Raw genomic sequence first — 22,392 nt, 5'->3', positions numbered from 1 at the left:
CGAGCTCGCGCAGCGCGTGATCGCTGTGCAGCGCCAGGGCCGTGGAGACGGCGCTGTGGACGTGCAGACGCGCCGGGCGCGACATGTCGCGGGTCATCGCCGCGTCAGGTGGCGAGGGCGTCACTGCGTCGGAGGAGTTCGCTGCGGTCTCCACGTGGGCGCCGACCTCGATTCAGCCATGGCCACGGTCGTGCCGGAAGCCTTCAGAGCGGGCAGGAGGTCGGTCCAGGGCCGCACCCGATGGCGGTCCCGGCTTGTCCCCCGGAATCGCACTCTACGTCACGATCTCCTCGCGACGACTCCACGTAGTGAGAGACAAGGCATCTGGCGTCGGCCGGAGGCTACGGGACTGCTGGCTTTCGACACGTCGCAGGGCGAGCGGACGACCTGCACCGTGAGATCGACTGCGGTGCAGAGCATCCGCTCATAGCTGCACAGCGCTCGGTGCGAAACGGCCACGTCTGCATGTCGAGCAGGACCGTGACGGTCCCTAGTGCGCAGCCCGTCACACAAGCCGAGCAGCACGCCCAGCTCCCAAAGTGCCGGTAGGCGGTGGGATTGCCGGAGCGGCGGGGTCTTCTCGAGGCAGCCGCGTCAATTGGCCGGCACGCACCCGGTCGGCGTCTCGTCGAAGTAGTGTGAGCCGCATTTCGAATTCCAGGCGCGGGTCTTCGGGGGAGATGGCGCCCGCGACGCCGGTGCGACGGAAGCCGTGGCGGTGGTAGAGGCGTTCTGCGGCGGTGTTGCCGTCGGAGACCTCCAGGCGGATACCGGGGCAACCGGTGGCGGTGGCCCAGTCGACGACCGAGCGGACGAGCAGGTCGGCCACGCCAGTGCCGCGAGCTTCCGGGGCCACCCACATCGAGATCAGGTGTGCAGCAGCAGTTTCCGACACCGCGCCGATGGTGCCGACGTCGCGATCGCCCGCGTTGGCGAGGAACTGGGTGCGGGCGGCGAGCAGGTCGCGCCAGTCCTGATCGGTGCGGGCCTGTGCCCAGGCCAGGGTGGAGCCGAAGGCGTAGGGGGCATCGGCCAGGGCCAGCAACCGGATTTGGCGGAAGCGGCGCCAATCGTCAGGGCCGAGCCGGATGACGCGGACCGACTGGATATCCATGGCGACCATCATCCATCATCGCGGAAGTCGTGAATCGACGATCACAGGTGGCCTGCCGTCGACCGACGGTGCGGTGGTGCGGCGACACGCTCGAGGAGTCCGAGCGCGCATACTGCGACAAGCGTTGCTGGCGGCGGCGAGAACGGAAGCGACTCCGAGATCGCGGGCGACCCACGGTCGTTTGCCCTACACCCAGCAAACGCGCATTCGCCTATCCCTGCTCCGCCATCTACGCGGCCCTGCAGTTCACCCAGCGGAAGCTGAAGTCCATTCACTACCAGTGCGGATGCGGCGCCTACCACATTGCGAAGGGCTGATCATGTCGAACGACCCAGGAGCGTCGCTCCATCGACGCTTCGAATGCCTTGGTAGGCAATACAGTTGAATCCTGAGCCGCAAACAAACGCGTGATAGTCTCCGTCCGTCGAGAGGGAATGCCATAGAGACGCGGCTTCAGGTGGTCGGGGTTCGGGCTGCCGTTCTGGGGCGATCTGTCTCGTTACGGTTGAGGCAGAGCCGATCCGAGCGGACGGTGCGCTTGTGAAGAACCGCGTGCCACTCGGTAGTGCCGCCCCGGAGCAAGGAGACGAGTAGATGCCCTCCGCACGCCGGTTCGACGAGCTCTCACGGCATTCCGCCTACCCGACGATCCGAAGCCTGGTCGGCCGATACATTCGCGAGTGCATCCCGGACCCGCGGGCCACCCAGAAGGATCGTTGGAACGTCACTGCCCTCCCTACGACCAATCGGACCAAGCGAGACCACAGGCTCCTAACCGTCAGCTGTGGCCCACAAGAGGTCTTGTATGTTCGCGAGGTGATCGGATCCAACGATGTGCAACGCATCGTTGTCGTCTGCAATATCGCGCCGCCGTCCGACCGGCCCGCCTCTGCCCTGTCCTTTGTCGGCGACAATGTCACCGGAGGGCCGTCGTCAGAATACCAACGGTCCGTATGGACGTGGCAGTTCGATCTTGTGGGTGATGTCGCCGAACTCCACGGACCCATCAGTACTGTCGAGTTCGAGACCTTGGCTCGCCGCCTCACTGTCGAACTGATGGAATCGAAAACATCGTACGGTCGTCACCACAATGCGGATCTCGCCGAAGACCTGCTTGGTGATTTCACCGAGCACACCGACGCACTGGCCTGATCCGGTGCGCGCACTACCGGCGCCTGGAAGCCGCCGATCTTCGGCTCGAGCAGTTCGGCCAGCCGCAGCGGGGTGCGGTCCTCGAACATCGGACCGATGAGCTGCACTCCCACCGGCAGGCCCTCGGTTGAAAGGCCCGCGGGTATGGCGGTGGCGGGCAGGCCGGGCATGGTGGCCATACCGGCCCAGACGAGCTGGTCGAAGTACGGGTACTCGACGCCGTCGATGTCGATGCGCCGGTTCTCCAGACCTCCGTTGTGGTCGTGTGGGAAAGCGGGAGTGGGCGTGATGGGGCACACCACCGCGTCGAACTCGGCGAACAGCTGCCGCCAGCCGTGGCGGTGGAGTTCGCGACGGTTGTTCGCCTCGACCCAGTCGCGGTGGCTGAGCACCATGCCGCGCAGCCGCGCCGCATCGAGACTCCGGTCGTCGGCGCTCAGGGCGGCGGCGTGGATCCGCAGCTGTTCGTACACGTCGACGGAAAGCCCCGCGGCGGCATTCGACAGCATCAGCAGCATGTACAGCGTCGCCGCTTCGATCGGATCGGGCAGCAGCGGACTGCGCCGTTCGATCCGGGCGCCCTCGTCGACGAGCGCCTCGGCGACCCGGTTCACCCCCGCCCGCACCGCCGATCCGGTCGGAATCGACGGATGGTCCTCGATGATCAGGACGCGGAAGTCGGCCAGCCGCTCGTGGCGCGCGGGCGGCAGCGCGGCCTCGTAGGCGACGCCGTGGGTCATCGGATCCGGTCCGGCCATGACGTCGAGCAGCAGCGCGAGGTCGCGGGCCGTGCGCGCCATCGGACCGACAACAGCGAGATCGAGGTCGACCGGCAAGGCCGGCGCGACCGGCGCGACCATGCCGCGGGTCGCCGCCAGCCCGAGTGTCGGTTTGTGCGCGTAGATGCCGCAGAAATGCGCGGGGGTGCGCAGCGAACCGGCGAGGTCGGACCCGATGGACAGCGCGCCGAACCCGCACGCCAGGGCCGCCGCCGAACCGCCGGACGACCCACCCGACGTGCGGCCGTGATCCCACGGATTGTTGGTGGTGCCGTAGATCTCGTTGAAGCTCTGAATGTCTCGCAGCATCAACGGCACATTGGTCTTGCCGAGGACCACCGCGCCGGCGGCCTTCAGCCGCGACACCTGTACCGCGTCCTCGGTCGGGACATACTGCGCGTGCTGCGGCATGCCCCAGGTCGTGGGCAGCCCGGCGATGTCGTAGGACTCCTTGACCGTCACCGGAATACCGAGCGGCGGCCAGTCCTCACCGCGGGAACGCGCCTGGTCGGCGCGGCGCGCGGCGGCCCGCGCACGGTCGAAATCCCGCACACAGATCGCGTTGATCGACTTGTCGTACCGCTCGATACGGGCGATCGCTTCGTCGGTCAGTTCCACCGAGGACACCTCACCGGCACGCAACGCGGCCGACAGCTCTTCGGCCGACCGAAAATTCCACTCCATGAATTCGACGGTATAAGTCCACCGCAACGGCCATAAAATGCCGCTTCGCACAAATTGGAAAGTCGAACCGGCCACCTTCAATTCGAATCTTTTTGTCCTATCCCAGGTCGCGGTCGGCCGAGCGGACCCGATTGGCGCGGGCCATGAAATGCCGCTTTGCGCAACGGGATAGTTGTCACAACGGCACCGTGCTCGCCTCCGGCGCCGACTGTGCGGCGGCCTGCTGGTCTCAATGACGTGCGGCGAGATCGGTCCCGGCAATTGCTATCAGCCCTGCGTCGCAGCCTTCATCGCGAAATTGTGCGATGTTGAATCCGAATCCTATTCACGGATCACAGGCCGAGTTTGGTTACGGCGTTGTCCTCCAACGGATTCGCGGTGCGGATGTAGCCGTGCACGGTGCGCGGGTTGGACCAGCGTCCCTGACGCATGATCTCGCGGTCGCTGGCGCCGCCGAGGGCGGCCTGGGTGGCGAAGCCGGCGCGTAAGGAGTGTCCGGAGAAGAGGTTCGGGTCGAGGCCTGCGCGGGCGGCGTAGCGTTTCACGAGTTCGGCGACGGCGCGACCCGACATCGGGCGGTCGCCGATGCCGCCGTGGCGGGTGATGGTCGGGAACAGCGGCAGGTCCGGGTGCTGGGCGAGGGGTGTGCCGGTGAAGCCGTGGCAGCGATGGATGCGCGGGTCGGGTGCGGGTGCGGCGCACTGGTCGCGAAAGGCGGGTGGCCCTGCGGCCATGTGGATTTCGAGGAGTTGGACCCAGGCGGCGTAGGCGCAGACCGGGCAGGTGTGGGGACGTTGCCCGCGGGGTAGGGCGACGCGCTGTTCGGCGGCACCGGTCGGATCGGTCTTGGTGGTCGGCAGGTGTACGAGCAGGACCGGTTCACCGGTCGCGTGATCCACGCTCACCCGGACGTCGGCGACGCGAAGGGCGGCCAGCTCGCTACGGCGCAACGCGCCCGCGAAACCGATCAGCAAGACCAGTGCGTCGCGACGGCGGGCGGGTTCGGCGGGCCAGCCGGGTTCGGGCAGACCGGCGAGCAACTGATCGAGGGTGTGCAGCAGGATCGGACGCTTGCGCGCGGGCGGCGTGCGGCGGGTGCGCCTGATACCCCGCAGCGTCAGACGGACCACGTCGGAGCGGGTGGGGGAGGGCAGTCCATTGGCGGCGTGCACCGCCGCGATCGCCGCCGACTTGCGCTCGAGCGTGGCCGGGCCGAACGCCCACTCTCCGTTCGGGCGTCGCGCGTCGGCGGCGGCCGCCAGATAGACCGCGACATCGAGCGCGTCGGCCGGAAGCGCCTGGCGTCCCTCGGCCGCGCACCATCCGGCCCAGGCGATCCAATCGGCGCGATAGGCGCGCACCGTGTTCGCCGACTGCGAGGCCTCCAGATACCGGCGCAGCGAACCGGCCTGGACATCGTCGAAACGTTCGCGCACCAACCGCAACGCCGCCGCGTCGACGAGCACACTGCGCACACCGCGGCGCAACTCGCTGCGCACCACCTCCGGCAGCGCGACGACACTGTCCTCCTTCACGCGCCACCACGCAGAACAGATTGCCGCCGACCGAAATTCATCGCCCCAGCCTATGCGCTGCCCGTGCCCCCGCAACGCACTGGTACATCGTGGCGCGACGGGTTTTGCGGAGCATCGACACGGCTCGCGCCAGCCACACCGTCGGGAACTGTTCGACGCCTCTGCAACGGACACCGAGGCTGGGAATTGTCGGGCGTGGTCAGAGGTTGTGCACGCGGAGAACTGTGCAGCCGCCCGAACGGATGTCGGGCCGGAAGGGATGCGGGTATGAAGTTCGCGGTCAGTTACAGCAGCGCCCATTTCGGGACCGATCCGGATCGGATCGTCGCCTACGCCCGCCACGCGGAGGCATGCGGATTCGAAGGCCTGTACCTGCCCGAACACCTGTTCCTCTATCCGGGCGCGCGACTGCACGACTTCGAGGTCCCGCCGACGCTGCCGTTCCTCGACCCGCTCGACACCCTCGCCTACGTCGCCGCGGCGACCGACCGGCTCCTGCTCGGCACCGGTGTGCTGCTGCTGCCGTACCGGCACCCGGTGGTGCTTGCCAAGCAGCTGGCGACCATCGACGTGCTGTCCAAGGGCCGAATGCGTTTGCTGACAGTGGGATTGGGCGTCATCCCCGAGGAGGCCGCGGCGACGGGCGTCGACTTCCGCGCCCGCGGGCGACGCGCCGACGAAGCGATCGATGTGTTGCGGCTGCTGTGGGCGGGCGGTGCGGAGGGCGTCAGCTTCCACGGAGAGTTCTTCACCTTCGACAACCTCGTGCAGTACCCCAAGCCCTACAACGCGACGACGCTTCCCATCCACATCGGCGGATCGAGCAAGGCGGCCGCGCGCCGGGTCGGCCTGCGCGGCGACGGATACTTCGCCGGTGGCGCGCTGGTCCCCCAGGAGCGAACGACGCAATGGGAACTCGCGCGCTCGACGGCCGAGAAAGCCGGAAGAGACCCGGCCGCACTCGAATACACCCGATGGAGCGGCATCGACATGACCGACGAACGCCTCGCCGCCTTCGCCGCACAAGGCGTCACTCGGGTGGTCGTCAGCGCCACCGCCTCGGACCCCGCCGAGCAACTCGACGAATTGTCACGCTTCGCCGAACGATTCATCGCCACCCGAAGCTGAACCGGACGCCCTCGCTCGGTCCTGCCAAAAGACGCGCACCACAACGAATTCCGAGGTGGACGCTTTAAGCGAGCGCCCACCGCGGTGACGGCCTCGAATTCGCGCGACGGCTGGGCGGGGCTGCGCCTCGACGTTCACTGCCGGTAGGTCGCCAGGAATCGCCCGATGCGTTCGATGATCGCTTCGAGGTCGTCGGCGTGCGGCAGGGTGACGATGCGGAAATGGTCGGGCCGGTGCCAGTTGAACCCGGTGCCCTGCACGATGTGCAACTTCTCCTGGAGTAGCAGATCCAGCACGAATTGTTCGTCGTTGTGGATCGGGTACATGTCGAGGTCGATGCGCGGGAACGCGTAGATCGCGCCCTTGGGCTTGACACAGGAGACACCGGGGATCGCGTTGAGCGCTTCCCAGGCGCGGTCGCGTTGCTCGCGCAGCCGTCCGCCGGGCAGGACGAGATCGTCGATGCTCTGATGTCCGCCGAGCGCGGCCTGAATCGCTTGCTGCGCGGGCACATTCGCGCACAGACGCAGCCCGGCGAGCATCGTCAGGCCCTCCAGGTAGTTCTCCGCGTGGTGGGTGGGACCCGACACCACCAGCCAGCCGGACCGGAATCCCGCGGCCCGATACGCCTTGGACAGACCCGAGAACGTCAGGCACAACAGGTCGGGGGCCAACGCGGCGGTCGCGGTGTGGGTCAGCTCGTCGTAGTGGATCTTGTCGTAGATCTCGTCGGAGAAGACCACCAGATTGTGACGGCGGGCGACCTCGAGGATCTCGCGCAGCACCTCCGGCGGATAGACCGCGCCGGTCGGGTTGTTGGGGTTGATGATCACGATCGCGCGGGTGCGGTCGGTGACCTTGGCGGCGATGTCGTCCACGTCGGGGAACCAGTCGGCGGACTCGTCGCAAACGTAGTGCACCGGACGACCGCCGTTGAGCGTGGTCGCCGCCGTCCACAGCGGGAAGTCCGGCGAGGGGACGAGCACTTCGTCGCCGTTCTCCAGCAGCGCCGTCAACGCCATCATGATCAGTTCGGAGACGCCGTTGCCGAGGAACACCTCCTCGACATCGACATCGTTGACACCGAGGGTCTGGTAGTACTGCACCACCGCGCGCCGCGCCGAGAGCAAGCCCTTGGAGGCGGAGTAGCCGCTCGAGGCGGGCAGCGTGCGGACGATGTCCTGCAGGAGTTCCGCGGGCGCCTCGAAACCGAACGGCAGCGGGTTGCCGGTGTTGAGCTTCACGACGTGGTGGCCCTCGGCTTCCAGTCGTGCGGCGTGCTCGGCCACGGGGCCGCGGATCTCGTACGACACGCCAGAGAGCTTGCTCGACTGCTTGACCTGCATGAACGTCCCTTTCAGTGCGGTTGCCGCACACTCTACTTGGTTTTTCCAAGTATGCACTTGGATTTTCCAAGCGATTGGTTACAGTGGGATGGTGCCACGCCGAAGCTATGACCACTTCTGTGCCGTGAGCCGCGCACTCGATGTCGTGGGCGACCGGTGGAGTCTGCTGGTGGTCCGCGAACTGTCCTCGGGCCCGCGCCGCTACAGCGACCTGTTCGCGGACCTGCCCGGTATCAGCACCGACGTGCTGGCCGCCCGGCTCAAGGATCTCGAGCGCGACGGCATTCTCACCCGCCGTCGCGTCGGTCCGCGCGCGGCCACCGCGGTCTACGAACTCACCGAGTCCGGCCACGGTCTGCGACCCGTCCTGGACGCGCTCTCGGCTTGGGGCGCACCGTTGCTCGGCGAACGCGGCGCTACCGACGCCGTGCGCGCGCACTGGTTCGCGCTGCCGCTGGGTCGCGCGGTCGCCGAGCTGATCACCGAAGGGGTCGTCACCGTTCACATCGGCGAGACCACCCTCCACTACGTGGTGACCGGCACCGGCATCAGCCACCACGACGGTCCCGCCGAAGCGCCGGACCTCGAACTCCACCTCGACTTGGCCGCCGCGACCGAGGTGGCCATGGGCACGCGCTCCCTGGCTGCGCCGGTGAACCGTTAACCGCCCGTCGGAGTTCCAGCGACACGTCGCTCACCGCCATTGCGTTCCTGTCAGAGTCGATAGACGCCGACCGCTTCGTCGTGCGGTGCGTAGCGCATGGGCGGGCGCCGCTGCTCGCAGGGTGGCGGACTCGTCGTAGAAAGTGTTGAGCAACAGCCGCATCGTGCGGCTCACGCCCCTCGGCAAACCGCTGCGCGATGAGTTACGGCCCGCCTATGACCAGACGGCCAGCGTCATCGCGGCAAGCCAGGGCAATCGCGTCGAACAAGTCATCACGGTGGGGGTTTTCCGCGCCGTGGTGCGGAAATCTGATCGTGCGGGCGGCGATCGCGGCGAACGCCCGGGCGGCGGCCGAACGGTAGGTGGTTCCTCGACGAAGCAACTCCACAGTCCGGCTGGGCAACGTGGGCGTCAACGCGACGGGAGCCAGGTCTACGCGATCGCCGTCGCGGGAACACTCCGTTGTTCGGTTCAGCTGGCCGTCCAGGTCCGTAGTTTCTCCGGATTCCGGATCGCCCAGATGCGCGTGATCCGGCCCTCGGCGATGTCGAAGGCATAGACCGAGACAATGGTGTCCTCGAACTGTGCGACCAGGCCGGGCTGGCCGTTGACCGTGCGCTCGAGCAGGCTCATCGCGGGGCCGCGAGCGGCGATCTCCATCCAAGCCTGAGCGATCTGCTCACCGCCGATGATCGGATCGCGGAAGGCCGGTACCAGCCCACCGCTGTCGGCCGTCGCGATCGCTCGCGGATCGAGCAGGCCGACCAACGCCTCGATATCCTTTGTCTCCCAGGCCCTTTTGAAATCCCGGACCACCCCGGCGTGCTCGGTGCCCGACGGACCCTGCGAGGTGCGGATACGTCGGCGGGCACTGGAGGCGAGCTGACGACACGCCGCCGGGGTGCGCCCGACAACCTCGGCGACCTCGGCGAAGGAATACCGGAAGACGTCGTGCAAGACGAACGCCACCCGCTCGGCCGGTGTCATGGAATCGAGCACGACGAGAAAAGCCATACTGATCGACTCATCCAGAGTGACCCGGTCGGCGGGATCGACCGAGTCGGAACCATCCAGCCATTCCGACCGCCCGGGTACCGGCTCCGGAATCCATTCACCCACATACCGTTCCCGCCTGGCACGAGCCGAGCCGAGCAGATCCAGACAGATCCGGCTGGCCACCGTCGTCAACCACGCACCGGGTGCGGCCACTTCCCGGCGTTGCCGCTCCGACAACGCGTACCAGCGCAGGTAAGTCTCCTGCACCACATCCTCGGCCTCCGCCACCGACCCCAACAGCCGGTAAGCGAGATTGACCAACTGACGACGCTCACTCATCACCACGGGCAACTGCGGGTCGGACATCCTCGAACTCCTTCGATCTATCTCCTCACCAGAACCGACGAAACAGCAACCCGAAATGTCAGCCACGCCAGAGGCCACGATCAGGCGACCTGACATTCCGGACCGCTGCACCGTCGAAACATCGACACACCCTCAGCAAAGCAGGAGTTCGCAAAATGATCAGAATCGGGATCATCCTCGGCAGTACCCGGCCCAACCGCAACGGCCCGCAGGTAGCCCAGTGGGTCATGGACGCGGCATCGCGGCGCGGCGACGCCGAGTTCGAACTGATCGACCTGCGCGATCACCCGCTGCCGCATCTGGACGAGCCCGTGGCGCCGATGTTCGGCCCATCGATCCATGAACACACCCGCGCCTGGGCTGAACGGATCGCCCCGTTCGACGGCTTCGTGGTCGTGACCCCGGAATACAACGGCGGCGCCCCCGGGGTGCTGAAGAACGCCATCGACCACCTGTGCGCGGAATGGACCGACAAGGCTGTCGGATTCGTCTCCTACGGCGTGCACGGCGGCACCCGCGCGGTGGCGCAACTGCGGGTGGTGTGTGGCACGCTGGGCATGGCCGATGTGAGCTATCAGGTCGCGATCTCGCTGCTCACCGACTTCGAGAACCACACCACCTTCACACCGCGCGCCCACCACGTCACCGCACTGAACAAGACGCTGGATCAGCTCATTTCCTGGAGCGCCGCGCTCGCACCGCTGCGCGCCGACACCGAAACCGCTCTCGTCGAGTCCTGAGGAGCCGGGCATGAGGATGTTCAAGGACTTCCAGACGGATGACGCCGAGCTCCGCAAGCAAATCGACAAGGCGGTCGAAGGACTGCGAGCCAAAGATCTCGAGACCCTGAAGCAGCTCTACACGACCGACGTCGTGTCCTTCGATGTCGAGCCGCCACTCCAGCATGTCGGTAGAGCGGCGAAACTCGAGAACTGGGCGAGAGTGTTCTCGCTCTTCGAGACCGTGACCTATGAGGTCCGCGACCTGACGTTCACCGTGGGCGATGATGTGGCATTCGGACACGCCTTCGCGCGTCTCAGCGGCACGCTGAAGAACGGGGCGGCGACGAGTGGTATGTGGGTCCGGGTCACCTATGGCATGCGGAAGATCGACGGCAGGTGGTTGATCGCGCACGACCAGGTCTCGGTGCCGCTCGACATCCCGAGCGGCAAAGGCGTGGTCGATCTGGAGCCGTGACGGAGTCCAACTGGATCGAAGCTGTTGCGGCCAGGTTCCGCTGCCGTCGATGCGGCGCTTGACAGTGTGTACAGCACGGACGGTTTCCCTATCGAAGGCGAGGAAAATGTCGCAGTCCACTGTTTTGAAACGGTCCTTCGCAACAGCGGTCGGCTCGGTGCTTCTGGGGGTTGTCGCCGCAGCGGGCACGCCGGTGTCGGCCGCGCCCGCGAGCGGCATCGTCGACCGTGAGGTCGTCTTCTCGGTCCGCAATACCAATACCTCGGGTGTGCCGTGCGGCACCGACGGCGCCACCTACGAAGTGCGCGGTCATTTGACCGGCCCCCTCGACAAGCTCGCCGGTGCCTCAGCAGACAGCGTGTCGTTGTACTTGCACGGGCTCGAACTGGGTGAATGGTTCTGGCGGTTCGACGATGCTCCCGGCTACGACCACACGCGGGAGATGGCGGCGCACGGGCACGTCTCGGTCACCATCGATCGGATCGGTTACGGCTCGAGCGGGCAACCATCCGGTCTGCTCAGCTGTGTCGGCGGGCAAGCCGATGTCGCGCACCAGATCGTGCAGCAACTGCGGTCCGGCCGCTACACGGCCGCCGAGGGAGCGGTCGCGTTCGAGCGGATCGCGCTGCTGGGGCACTCGCTGGGCGGCGCGATAGCGCAGGTGGCGACCTACTCGTACGGTGACGTCGACGCTCTGGGCGTGCTGTCCTATTCCGATCTGGCGCTGAGCGGGGAGACGCTGGTGGGGACCCTGACGTGGGGAGCGACCTGCCTGTCCGGCGGTCAGCGCTCGACCGCGGGCGCGCCCGGCTACGCTTTCCTGACACCGAGTCTCGCGTCTTTCCAGGACAATTTCCTGGCGCAATCTCCCCCGGAGGTCCGAACGCCCGCCTCGGCGCAGCGCGAACTGAATCCCTGCGGCGACATGGTCACGTTGACCGAAGCCACGGCGATCGACCTGGCGAGGCTGGGTCAGGTCACGGTGCCGGTGTTGATCGTGGCGGGCGGTAGGGACCGGGTCTTCGACGTCGACCGGGCCCGCCTGCAGGGCAATCTGTTCACCGGCAGCCGCGATGTGACGACCCATGTCATCGACCAAGCCACCCATGGCCTGACCTTGGAGCCGACCGCTGTCGAATTCCGGCGTCTGCTCGGTGACTGGCTGACCACGCGAGGATTCTGAATCCGCGTGCGCCGGAGCGGCACACCAGCGTGTTCGGTCAGGTCAATCCGCCGTCGGCGCGGATGTTCTGGCCGGTGACCCATCGGCTGTCAGGGTGGACGAGCAGCGCCACGAGGTCGGCGATATCGGAAGGTCGGCCGATGCGACCGAGGGCGGTCATCGCAGCGGCCCCCTCCACCGCACCTGGTTGTGCACTGGCACGCAGCAGATCGGTATCAGTCGGGCCGAGTGAGATGGTGTTGGCTGTGATGCCCCTGTGCCCGAGCTCGCGGGAAGCGACACGGGTGAGCTGCTCGACGGCAGCTTTGCTGGCCGCGTAGATCGCTTCCCCGGGGCTGGGCCAATGGGTGCCGACAGTGGAGACGGTGACTACTCGTGCGTCGTCGCGCAGTCGCTGCGCTGCCTGAGCAAGGGTCAGGAACGTGCCTCGGGCGTTGACGGCCATCACCCGATCCCACTCGTCGACAGTCGCCTCAGCCAGTGGCGCGCTGCTGAAGACACCGGCGTTGACCACGAGAATGTCGAGCCCGACGCCCGCGGTCCGAAACACCTCGTCCGCTGCGGCGAATGCGGCGGTGACTTGGTCGGGGTCGGCGAGATCGACCTGCACGGCCGATGCTCGACCGTTCGACTCGGCGATCTCGGCGACCAGCGTATCGGCGGCATCGGAGCGCGTGGCGTAGGTGAACACCACGGTGGCGCCGTCTGCGGCCAACCGGCTGGTGATCGCGCGCCCGATACCGCGCGATCCTCCGGTGACCAGGGCGCCCCGCCCGGCAAGCAGGTGGCAAGAGCTGGCAGATGGACTTGTCGAAGTGGTCATGTCGGCAACAGTGGCATCGATCGCGGCACGAATCGCTCCGCAATCGGTGAGAAGCTGATGACCATGGCCGACACCACTGTCCGGCTGCTGCGGCTGCTCGGGCTCCTGCAAACCCAACGGCTGTGGACCGGAGCCGAACTCGCGTCGCGGCTGGGCGTGAACACCCGCACGATCCGTGCCGACATCGCACGCCTGCGGCGGCTCGACTACCAGGTCGACGCCGTTCCCGGTGTGGCGGGCGGGTACCGACTCAGTGCCAGCGCGACACTGCCGCCGCTGCAACTCGACGACGACGAGGCCATCGCGGTAGCCGTAGCCCTGCGCACCGCCGTCGGCGCCGGTGTGGTCGGCATCGGCGAAGACGCGGCCCGCGCGGCGACCAAACTCCAGCAGCTACTCCCGCCCCGGCTGCGTCACCGGCTACACACGATCAGCGCGGTTGCCGAGGCGATACCGAACTCTCGGAATTCGGTGGAACCCAGCGTCTTTCGGGATGTCGCCACGGCCGTCGAGCGCAGCGAACTACTCCGCTTCGACTACACCGATCGGCACACAACAGCCAGCGAGCGTCGTGTCGAACCGTGCCGGCTGGTGCAGTCCGGCGGCCGGTGGTATCTCGTCGGCTACGACCTCGATCGCCAGGATTGGCGCAACTACCGCCTCGACCGGATCTCACCGAAGACACCGACCGGGCCTCGATTCACCGCCAGAGACCTTCCCGCGCGCGATCTCGCGACTTTCGTGACCCGTGGACGCATGGCCGCACTGTGGAACTACACCGCCCGAGTGATCGTCGACGCGCCTGCCGAAACCGTCGCAGCGCGCATACCTACCGGCATCTGGACGGTCGAACCGATCGATCCGCACACCAGCGCGCTCGAGGCCGGGGACCAAAGCCCGCAACTGCTCGCGGCATATCTCGCCGCGATGGACCTCGATTTTCGTCTAGAGGCAGGCCACGCGCCCGAGCTCGCGGCCGCCATCACCGCGCTCGCGGCACGCTACACGGCAGCTACGCATCACTCCTGAGCGCCGGACTTCCGATCGTTGCTCCCGGGCGCGCGAAGCAGGTCCAGGGTGTCGAACTCATGGGTGGACCACATGCGGCGGGAGCGTTCCTCGGGGTACGGCCGCGTAGTGGGTGTGGCGTCGTAGACGCGAGTGGTTCGTGTCCGCGGATCGTAGGGCGCCCAGCCGGGTTCGCCTGTGGCCGCGAAGTTCACCCAATCGGTGCGCATGTCCGCGGAGACCTGGGCGATCTCGTTCGCGGCGTTCGGGTGGGCGGACCGGTGGGCGCGCACCTCGTCGGCGCCGAGCGTGCCGAAGACGAGCAGGAAATCGAGGCAGTGCGAGGCGCCCTGTTCCCGGTTGAAGCTCCAGCAGAGTTCATAGAGCCACACGGATCCGCCGCCGGCATGGGCGGCGTCGGCGAGATGCAGGCTGGGCATGCGAAACAGCCAGTCGGTGTTGAGGAGTTCGTACCGTTGGCCCGGGGTGGCGTCCGGATAGGCGGTGCGGCAGTCGGTCGGCGCGAGGTGGTCGAATGCCGCGGCTATTCGCGCATCGCTCGGCGCACCGCCGGGACGGGAAGTGTAGAGCCGGTATTCGTCCCGGGTGTGTCCCACCAGCAGGTCGATGTCGCGCGCGGCGCCGCGAGCGAGTGCGCGCCACGGCGCCTCCGGGAGCACAGCGCCGTCGACTACGGGGGAGAACGGCGTCGGTGTCAGCGCCATCGGACCCCAGGATTCGACGAACTCCGGCATCTTCTGGATCACCGCCGCCGTCGCCTCGGTCAACGCGCGCGGCGGGATTCGGGCCAGCTCGTCGACGGTGGCTTTGGCGCCGAGTTCCGCGGCGATCGTCGTGCCGATCGCGGCGGCGAGCCGTTCGGAGAAGTAGGTGCCCGGCATGCTCTGACTGATCGCACGACGAAACAGTCCGGCCGCCGACGGCATGACGAGCAATGCGGCGATACACGCTCCACCGGCGGACTGGCCGAAGACGGTGACGTTGTCCGGATCTCCGCCGAACGCGGCGATATTGTCGTGGACCCATCGCAGCGCGGCGATCTGGTCGAGAATGCCTCGGTTGTCGGGAGCTCCGGCGATGTGGGCGAATCCTTCCACGCCGACGCGGTAGTTCATGCTCACCATCACCACACCGGACGCGGCGAGCTTCGCACTGTCGTAGTGCGGGTTGGCGCAGTTGTTCTCCAGGTAGGTACCTCCCTGGATCCACACCATCACCGGTAGGCGCGCGGTGCCGAGGTCGGGCGACCAGACGTTGAGGGATAGGCAGTCGTCGGAGTCGTCGTCGGTACGGCCGGACACCGACGACATCACCGAAGCTCTGTTCGTCGCTTGGGGAACCGGCGGACCGAACACCACCGCGTCACGAATGCCGTCCCACCGCTGGGCTGCGACGGGAGCCGCGAACCGTCGCGGGCCGAATGGCGGTGCGGCGTAGGGGATACCGCGGAAGACCGCGACGTTGCCCTCCCGCCTGCCCCGCACGAATCCAGCTGCCGTGCGGACTCGAGGTTCGACTATCACTCGGATTTCCCCCTTTTCCTCGAACTGTCGCACACCGCTTTCCGGTAGATCAACCGAATTCCACCAGACCCACAGGCTCGACGGGGGAGGTCAGCGGCCGGATTCCGGCTCGTCCCAGGGGGAGTGGTACGGCTGTGCCAGCCATCCTAGTTTTCGAGCGGTTTCGTAGGCATTGCGTTGCGTTTGATGCGACCAAACGTAAACGAATCGAATCGGGCTGTATGCGGGGAAGTCTCAGATCCTGACCGCCGATAATGTTCACTTATCGGCGGTCAGATCGGCGTACTCGGCCGATGCCTCCCCTTGTGCCGACATGGATTTCGTTTCGTGTGAATGCGTTGGAGACGACGAAAACAACGCTACGATTCTCCGGTGTCCAGCACCTGTAGCTATCCGGGATGCACCCGGCCCATCACACGCGGCGGCGGCCCCGGGCGACCATCGGAATATTGCGAACATCCCGACCACACGCGATGGCGGGCGTGGCGGGAAAGACAACGGCTGCAACAGGAGTCGCAGGCCCCCGCCGCTTCCGTCACTGTGACGCCACAGGGTCCGGTGACCGCGGCACGGGCGCGGGCCGATGAGCTGCTCGCTCAGTTCCGTAGCCTGGCCGAACAGCTGAGCAACAACCTCAATGCGGCCGTCGTCGAGCTCTCCACCCTGGCCGATCCCTCGATCGCCGAAGCGCAGGTCCAGGCCGTTCAAGCCGACGCCGCCCGGCGCATCGCGGAGGCCGAGGTCGCGACGGTCGCCGCCGAGCAGGCACGGCGCGAGGCCGAGGAGGCGCGGCGGATCGCGGAGTCCGCCGCCCACGACGCCGCTGCCGCGGCAGAACATGCGGAAACGCTGGTCGCCGAGGCCAATACCGCGCGCGAGGACGCACTGCGCGAGGTCGAGCGGGTCAGCAAGCAGGCCGCCGACGACGTCTTCGCCGCACGCACCGAAGCCGAGGCCGAGATCCGCGCGGTGCGCCGCGAAGCCGCCGACGACGTCGAACGCGTACGTCAGCAGGCGGGTGAGGACGTGGACAAGGCGCGGCGCAAAGCCGCCGCCGAGATCGAACAGGTGCGCAGGGAAGCCGCCCAGCAGATCACCGCGGCGGGCGCCGAACGCGACCTCGCCGTACAACGCGCCGCCGACGCCGACCGCGCCATCGACCGCGCCGAACAGGCCACCGCCGAACGCGGCCAAGCCCTCGCCGAGGCCCGCGAGGAACTCACCCGCCTGCGCGCCGAACTCGACAACACCCGAACCGAACTCGCCGACCTGCGCCGCACCGCCGCCACCGAAGCCGCCGCCTACCGCGCCGAAGCGGCCGCATCCCTCGAACAGGCTCGCGCCGAAGCCGCCCAGCGGATCGCCGCCCTGGACGACGCCCGCACGCAAACCCTGGCCCGCGCCGAACGCGCCGAACGCCAACTCGACGAGTTGCTCGCCGCCACCCGCACCGGCGCCACCACAGAACCGGTCCAAGGCCACTGACCGAAAACTGGAGCGCGAGCGAGGATCCGGTCGATGCCGCCGACGCGCTGATCGGCACCTCGGAGCACGGTGTGCTCGGCCTGCGCTGGATCTACGACGGACCGCGCGACCCGGTGGCGGTCGAGCGGATCGCCGCGCTGTCGAGCGGAAACGCACAGCCGCAGGCGCAGAGCGAAAGCAACACCCCGGATGACTCGGTCATGGTCACGAACCCGGTATCCGGCGTCGCGGCAGGGCAATTCGCCACGGTGGACGGAGTCGACGACACCGAGATCAGCATGGTCGGGGGAGTGGTTCTCCGGGTTCATCGGCGGCTCGAACCGGGAGTGGCGCTGGGGCCGGGCATCACGACGGTCACCGCACCGTGGGGTCAGTCTGTGCTGCTCTCGGCGCAAGGCTGATCTCCGGAGCAGGTCCGCAAAAAGGGCAAACTTCAGGCTAACCATGTTCTGCGGTCATATCATGGAGCTATGCCCGGAATCGATGGTGAGGGGCGTGGGGAATCGCGGGTCCGCGGGGGACGGGAGGCGATTCTGGTCGTGGGTGTCTGCTCCGTCGCCCTCGGCGTGCTTGTCGCGGTCTGGCCGGAGAAGTCCGTGCCGACACTGGAGCTGTTGTTCGGCCTGTATCTGCTGGCCTCCGGAGCCGCGCAGCTATGGATCGCCCTCGGCGCACGCTTCGCGATGCCGCTGCGGACGCTGGTATTCGTCAGCGGAGCGCTCACGGTGCTGATGGCCGTATCCTGTCTGCGCGGAGGCAATTCCGTGCTACTGCTGGCCATGTGGATCGGGCTGAGCTGGACCATCCGCGGCATCACCCAGGCCACCGTGGCGGTGTGGGACGACGAGCTGCTCTCCGACAGCGGGCGGCACGAACTGTTCGGGCTGTTCACGATGATCGTCGGCATCGTCGTGCTCGTCCTGCCGCTCGAGGAACTCGACACCCTCGGATTGCTGGTCGGCGGGTGCCTCGCGGTGCTCGGCGGGCTGGAGATCGCACTGTCCGGCGTCGGTCGACCCGGCACGGTCCGGGTGCCGAGCACGACGCGAGTGCCCGTGCCACGCAGCTGAACTGGCGGGGCGCCCGCGCAACCGGTTCACTGTCTCTATGGCACCAACGGATCAGCGGCGTAGTTCGGCACGGCCTCCGGTACCGGGTTCGATGCGATCGCCGACGGAACTCATCGTCGTCACCCACGGCGCGGCGCGTCCCATCGGCCCGATCGCCTTGCGAGACAGCGCCGCTGGTCGATCCCATCTACAAGCGACACTGCCCGGCGGCGCCCGGCTGGCCCCGATCTTCGGTCCGGCCGATCGGCTGCCGGGGCGGTTGCGCGGCACCGACCAGGAACCGATCGGCGCGCAGTACCTGAACTACTTCACCGTGCTCGGCGTCGCCGAAGACCTCGAAGCGGTTGCCGAACAGTTGCGGGAGGACGACGCGGTGGCCGGCGCGTACGTCAAACCACCGGCGGAACCGCCCATCGCACCCCAGTCCACCGTGTCCGCCTCGGCGGCCGCCGCCCCCGCGGTGACTCCGGATTTCCAAGCCAGGCAGGGCTATCTGGACGCCGCGCCGACCGGGATCGACGCGCGCTGGGCGTGGAGCAGGCCCGGCGGGCGCGGAACGGGCGTGCGGGTGATCGACATCGAAGGCGCGTGGCGCTTCACCCACGAGGACCTCACCCAGAATCAGGGTGGCGTCATCGGCGGCGAACCCTCCGCCGACGGAGGCTGGCGTAACCACGGCACCGCGGTCGCGGGCGAAATCAGCGGCGACGTCAACGGTTTCGGCGTCACCGGCATCGCGCCCGAGGCCACCATCCGCGCCGTCTCGGTGTTCGGCCCCGGCTCGGCCACGGCGATCCGCACCGCCGCCGACGCGTTGAACCCCGGCGACATCATCCTCATCGAACTGCACCGGCCCGGACCGCGCCGCAACTACCAGGGCCGCCCCGATCAACTGGGCTACATCGCCATCGAATGGTGGCCCGACGACCTCGCCGCCATCCGCTACGCCACCGCACGCGGCGTCATCGTGGTGGAAGCGGCGGGCAACGGCGGCGAGGACCTCGACGCGGCGCTCTACGACACCCGCCCGGACGGTTTCCCGGAGACGTGGCGCAACCCGTTCCGCGGCGGCGCCGCCGATTCCGGCGCGGTGCTGGTCGGCGCGGGCGCACCGCCGCCGGGCACGCACGGCCGCGACCACGGCCCGGCCCGGTCGCGACTGGCGTTCTCCAACTACGGCTCCCGCGTGGACGCGCAAGGCTGGGGACGCGAGGTGACCACCACCGGATACGGCGACCTGCAGGGCGGCAGCGACGAAGACTACTGGTACACCGACGAATTCAGCGGCACCTCGAGCGCGTCACCGATCGTCGTCGGCGCGCTCGCCTGCTACCTGGGCATCACCGCCGATTCCGGGCGACGCGACCCGGCACGGTTGCGCGAACTGCTCCGCGCCACCGGCTCCCCACAAACCGACGCCCCCGGCCGCAGCGCCGCCCAGCGCATCGGCAACCTCCCCGATATCCGCGCCATGGTGGGGGATCCCCAGCGACCCACAACCGCCGACCGACACAGCTGAACTCATGCCCCAACCCCGCACACGGCCCCGTCCCACATAGGTTCCGTACGCCTCGCATAGACACCGCCTATGCGAGGCGTACAGACGGTGTGTGGGAAGGGGCATCACGGCCCGGTACGTGCCGCGGTCGGTCGGTGAACCGTGGCACAACATTCGATGGCGGGCAGCCGATGTCGGGTTGAACTCTGTGTTTGCCGTGGCTGCGGCATGGCATGCCTTGTGGCGGTTCAGCATTGGGTGCGCAGGAGACTTGCGAGACGGGTAGATACGCGCTGACCTGCACCGCGACGGTGGGTCTTCTCGTCGGGGCCGCACCGCCGAGATGCGTTCACCCGCAGCCGAATTGCCCGATCCGCAGGTTTGCGAGGAGTATCGGCTTCGCCCGAATGCCGGTATGGTTTCGGCGCGCGCAGGTGTCCGAATGCTGTCGCGAGATCCGACCGAGCACATCGAGGAGAGCTGGTGGCTGTCGACACCGTCCGCGAAGAACAGGCGATCCGCCGGTTGACCGACAGCCTGGTCGAGAACTACACCGAAACCCATTCCGCCGAACGGATCCAGACCGCGATCGGCTCCGCGCGGCAGCGTTTCGACGGGCGGCCCGTGCGGGAGTTCGTTCCGATCCTCGTCGAACGGATCGTGCGCAGAGAGCTAGAACCCGAACCCGCGGACGCCCCGACCGAACGCGTCGCGACCGCTCCGGTGACAAGCGACCGTCCGGACCTCACCGCCCGGCTACGGCAGTTCCCCCTGAACAACAAGCTCGCGCTGCTCGGCGGCGCGCTGGCCGTCGTCGTACTGCTGGTCGTCGTGCTCGTGGTACGCCAGCCCGACCCCGCCCCCTCGGCGGCGTCGACGCCCGCGCTCACCACCGTGCACGGCGTCGTCGGTTCGGAGAAGATGGCGTTCTTCGCAGACCCCCGCGTCGTCGAGGCCCTCGCCCGGCACGGGCTCGAGGCCGAGGTCGAGCCCGCGGGTTCCCGCCAGATCGCCTCGATCGACCTGGCGAACCACAGCTTCGCGTTCCCCTCCAGCGCGCCCGCCGCCGAGCGGATCCAGCGCGCACGCAACGTCGCCACCAAGTACACGCCGTTCGCCTCGCCGATGGCGATCGCCACCTTCCGCCCGATCGCCGACCTGCTGACCGCGGCGGGCGTGCTGCGGCCCGGTCCGGTGCCGACCTTCGACATGGCCCGCTACCTCGAACTGGTCGGCCGCAACACCGAGTGGGCGCACCTGCCCGACAACACCACCTATCCGGTGCGCAAGAACATCCTGGTCTCCACCACAGACCCGCGGACCTCCAACTCCGCGGCGATGTACCTGGCCATCGCCGGGTTCGTGGCCAACGACCGCGCGGTCGTGCAGGGTGCGGAGGCCGAGCAGCGGGTGCTGCCGATCGTCTCGCGGCTGTTCACCGGCCAGGGTTACGCGGAGAACTCGAGCGCGGGCCCGTTCCAGGAGTACCTCACCGCGGGGATGGGGCCGACGCCGCTGGTGATGATCTACGAAGCCCAGTTCGTCGAGGCGGCCGCGCGGGGACAGCTGAAGCCGGACATGGTGCTGACCTACCCGTCGCCGACGGTCCTGTCCACCCACACGCTGGTGCCGCTGGACGAATCCGGCGATCGGCTCGGCCGCCTGTTGTCCACCGATCCCGAGCTGCAGCGGCTGGCCGCCGAACACGGCTTCCGCACTGGAGACGCGGCACAGTTCGCGCAGGTCACCACGGAGAACAAGGTGCCGGTACCCGCGAATCTGATCGATGTGGTCGACGCGCCGACGTTCGAGACCATGGAGCATCTGCTCGACGGGGTCACTCAGTCGTATAACTGAGATGTTGCGTTCGGGCGTATCGTGACGATGATCCAAGTGTAAACGGAAGTGTGACCGAGGGCCCGAGCGCGCAGCGCACACGGATAGGCCCCGGCGAGTAGCCGGAACGCAGGGAATCGAGTAGCCCGGCACTCGTGGCTGTGACCGGGTTTGGTGCCACTCTCCCTAGCTACAGGGGTTGGAGAGAGAGGAGCCCCATCGATGTTCGGCATACACACCCACGCGATCGAGCGGTCGAGCGCCACGGCCACCGGCACGCACGCCATGCTGGTGTTCGGCACGGGCGTGGACTGCTATCTGTCGCATCTGCCGACGTTCGAGGCGCGACACAACTTCCAGGTGCTGCTCGCGGTCGATCTCGACGAGCACGGACGCCGCGCGCTCGGCGCCGACCGCAGGATCGGTTACGAGGGATTCCACACCTTCGAACCCGAGTTCTTCCCGCTCACGGAGCTGGATCCGCACGGCGACCGGCCGCGCACCGAGCTGCGCGGCACGCTGTACCGCGGGCACCTGGAACGCGGCGGGCCGATCGTCGCGCGCGATGTCGTGGCCACGGTCCGCGACGTCGTGTACTTCGCCGAACTCCAGCCGTACGGCGGTGACGAACTGCTGACGCACCTGTGCTTCGGCCGTCCCGGCCGGCTGTATCTCGCGCACCGCATCGCGCGGCGGCCCAGCTTCGATCAGATCGTCGCCGTGCGCCTCATCCCCGGCACAGTCACCGACATGCTCGGCAGGCCGTTGTCCGACGACGTGCACGAACGCGGTTTCGACACCGCGCAGCCGATCATCTTGGGGCAGCGCGAGTTCCACGGTCAGCGCCTGCGCACCGGGGAGATCGCGGTGGCGGCGTTCCGCGCCACCCCGTCGGTCGGCGGCGCGCAGGGCTTCCTCGCCGAGCTCGCGGTCGAACGCCAGATCTACCTGGAGGTAGCGGATCTGGGCTGACGCCCGCTCTGA

Annotated in this window: 20 protein-coding genes and 1 pseudogene; 13 read left to right on the top strand and 8 right to left on the bottom strand. The window is 67.8% G+C overall.

What is annotated here, in order from left to right; all coding sequences use genetic code 11:
- Positions 1-505: 505 nt before the first annotated feature.
- Positions 506-1,114 (bottom strand): GNAT family N-acetyltransferase, encoded by a 609-nt coding sequence (locus ABZV58_RS20430; RefSeq protein ID WP_355001695.1) that lies wholly within the window; start codon positions 1,112-1,114, stop codon positions 506-508.
- A gap of 816 nt (positions 1,115-1,930) precedes the next feature.
- On the opposite strand from ABZV58_RS20430, the gene ABZV58_RS20425 reads away from it, so the two are divergent.
- Positions 1,931-2,266 (top strand): hypothetical protein, encoded by a 336-nt coding sequence (locus ABZV58_RS20425; RefSeq protein WP_355001694.1) that lies wholly within the window; start codon positions 1,931-1,933, stop codon positions 2,264-2,266.
- On the opposite strand, the gene ABZV58_RS20420 is transcribed toward ABZV58_RS20425, so the two are convergent.
- Entirely contained in the window at positions 2,197-3,804 is a 1,608-nt protein-coding gene (locus ABZV58_RS20420; protein WP_355001729.1) for an amidase, read from the bottom strand. The genes ABZV58_RS20425 and ABZV58_RS20420 overlap by 70 nt on opposite strands.
- A gap of 257 nt (positions 3,805-4,061) precedes the next feature.
- Positions 4,062-5,264, bottom strand: coding sequence for a site-specific integrase (locus tag ABZV58_RS20415; protein ID WP_355001693.1), 1,203 nt, complete (start codon positions 5,262-5,264; stop codon positions 4,062-4,064).
- A gap of 267 nt (positions 5,265-5,531) precedes the next feature.
- Here ABZV58_RS20415 and ABZV58_RS20410 point away from each other — a divergent pair, with 267 nt between their 5' ends.
- Positions 5,532-6,392 (top strand): TIGR03619 family F420-dependent LLM class oxidoreductase, encoded by an 861-nt coding sequence (locus ABZV58_RS20410; protein ID WP_355001692.1) that lies wholly within the window; start codon positions 5,532-5,534, stop codon positions 6,390-6,392.
- A 134-nt stretch (positions 6,393-6,526) separates the two neighbouring features.
- Here ABZV58_RS20410 and ABZV58_RS20405 read toward each other — a convergent pair whose 3' ends face one another.
- Entirely contained in the window at positions 6,527-7,738 is a 1,212-nt protein-coding gene (locus ABZV58_RS20405; protein ID WP_355001691.1) for a pyridoxal phosphate-dependent aminotransferase, read from the bottom strand.
- Between the two features lie 91 nt (positions 7,739-7,829).
- Here ABZV58_RS20405 and ABZV58_RS20400 point away from each other — a divergent pair, with 91 nt between their 5' ends.
- Positions 7,830-8,402, top strand: a complete 573-nt coding sequence (locus ABZV58_RS20400; protein ID WP_355001690.1) for a helix-turn-helix domain-containing protein — start codon at positions 7,830-7,832, stop codon at positions 8,400-8,402.
- A 334-nt stretch (positions 8,403-8,736) separates the two neighbouring features.
- On the opposite strand, the pseudogene ABZV58_RS20395 reads toward ABZV58_RS20400, so the two are convergent.
- Positions 8,737-8,835 (bottom strand): annotated as a pseudogene (locus ABZV58_RS20395) (transcriptional regulator CynR); the annotation flags it as partial.
- Positions 8,836-8,873: 38 nt separating this feature from the next.
- Positions 8,874-9,764, bottom strand: a complete 891-nt coding sequence (gene sigJ / locus ABZV58_RS20390; protein WP_355001689.1) for an RNA polymerase sigma factor SigJ — start codon at positions 9,762-9,764, stop codon at positions 8,874-8,876.
- A 155-nt stretch (positions 9,765-9,919) separates the two neighbouring features.
- Between sigJ and ABZV58_RS20385 the strand changes: the two genes are divergently transcribed.
- The 3 genes from ABZV58_RS20385 to ABZV58_RS20375 all read left to right on the top strand — a co-directional run bounded on the left by ABZV58_RS20385 (position 9,920) and on the right by ABZV58_RS20375 (position 12,144).
- Entirely contained in the window at positions 9,920-10,504 is a 585-nt protein-coding gene (locus ABZV58_RS20385; protein WP_355001688.1) for an NAD(P)H-dependent oxidoreductase, read from the top strand.
- Between the two features lie 10 nt (positions 10,505-10,514).
- Entirely contained in the window at positions 10,515-10,961 is a 447-nt protein-coding gene (locus ABZV58_RS20380) for a nuclear transport factor 2 family protein (protein WP_355001687.1), read from the top strand.
- Positions 10,962-11,118: 157 nt separating this feature from the next.
- Positions 11,119-12,144 carry an alpha/beta hydrolase gene (locus ABZV58_RS20375; RefSeq protein ID WP_355001686.1) on the top strand — a complete coding sequence of 342 codons (1,026 nt, stop codon included), beginning with the start codon at positions 11,119-11,121 and terminating at the stop codon, positions 12,142-12,144.
- Positions 12,145-12,181: 37 nt separating this feature from the next.
- Here the strand turns inward: ABZV58_RS20375 and ABZV58_RS20370 are convergent, their stop codons facing one another.
- Entirely contained in the window at positions 12,182-13,078 is an 897-nt protein-coding gene (locus ABZV58_RS20370) for an SDR family oxidoreductase (RefSeq protein WP_355001685.1), read from the bottom strand.
- Here ABZV58_RS20370 and ABZV58_RS20365 point away from each other — a divergent pair.
- Positions 13,031-13,996, top strand: a complete 966-nt coding sequence (locus ABZV58_RS20365) for a WYL domain-containing protein (RefSeq protein WP_355001684.1) — start codon at positions 13,031-13,033, stop codon at positions 13,994-13,996. The two genes, ABZV58_RS20370 and ABZV58_RS20365, sit on opposite strands and share 48 nt — an antisense overlap.
- Here ABZV58_RS20365 and ABZV58_RS20360 read toward each other — a convergent pair.
- Entirely contained in the window at positions 13,987-15,519 is a 1,533-nt protein-coding gene (locus ABZV58_RS20360; protein ID WP_355001683.1) for a carboxylesterase family protein, read from the bottom strand. The genes ABZV58_RS20365 and ABZV58_RS20360 overlap by 10 nt on opposite strands.
- A gap of 558 nt (positions 15,520-16,077) precedes the next feature.
- On the opposite strand from ABZV58_RS20360, the gene ABZV58_RS20355 reads away from it, so the two are divergent.
- The 6 genes from ABZV58_RS20355 (at position 16,078) to ABZV58_RS20330 (ending at position 22,380) form a co-directional block, all read left to right on the top strand.
- Positions 16,078-17,004, top strand: coding sequence for a hypothetical protein (locus tag ABZV58_RS20355; protein WP_355001682.1), 927 nt, complete (start codon positions 16,078-16,080; stop codon positions 17,002-17,004).
- A complete protein-coding gene (locus tag ABZV58_RS20350) occupies positions 17,001-17,405 on the top strand; it encodes a hypothetical protein (protein ID WP_355001728.1) in 405 nt (134 codons plus the stop codon). Before ABZV58_RS20355 ends, ABZV58_RS20350 begins: the two co-directional genes overlap by 4 nt.
- 69 nt (positions 17,406-17,474) lie before the next feature.
- Positions 17,475-18,074 (top strand): DUF308 domain-containing protein, encoded by a 600-nt coding sequence (locus ABZV58_RS20345; RefSeq protein ID WP_355001681.1) that lies wholly within the window; start codon positions 17,475-17,477, stop codon positions 18,072-18,074.
- Between the two features lie 91 nt (positions 18,075-18,165).
- Entirely contained in the window at positions 18,166-19,593 is a 1,428-nt protein-coding gene (locus ABZV58_RS20340; RefSeq protein WP_355001680.1) for a S8 family peptidase, read from the top strand.
- Positions 19,594-20,055: 462 nt separating this feature from the next.
- Positions 20,056-21,429, top strand: coding sequence for a three-helix bundle dimerization domain-containing protein (locus tag ABZV58_RS20335; RefSeq protein ID WP_355001679.1), 1,374 nt, complete (start codon positions 20,056-20,058; stop codon positions 21,427-21,429).
- Positions 21,430-21,630: 201 nt separating this feature from the next.
- Positions 21,631-22,380, top strand: coding sequence for a hypothetical protein (locus ABZV58_RS20330; RefSeq protein ID WP_355001678.1), 750 nt, complete (start codon positions 21,631-21,633; stop codon positions 22,378-22,380).
- Positions 22,381-22,392: the final 12 nt, after the last annotated feature.

This window comes from Nocardia sp. NPDC004654 (assembly GCF_040609595.1).
Classification (GTDB): Bacteria; Actinomycetota; Actinomycetes; order Mycobacteriales; family Mycobacteriaceae; genus Nocardia.
This window is presented reverse-complemented; position numbering and strand designations above follow the sequence as displayed.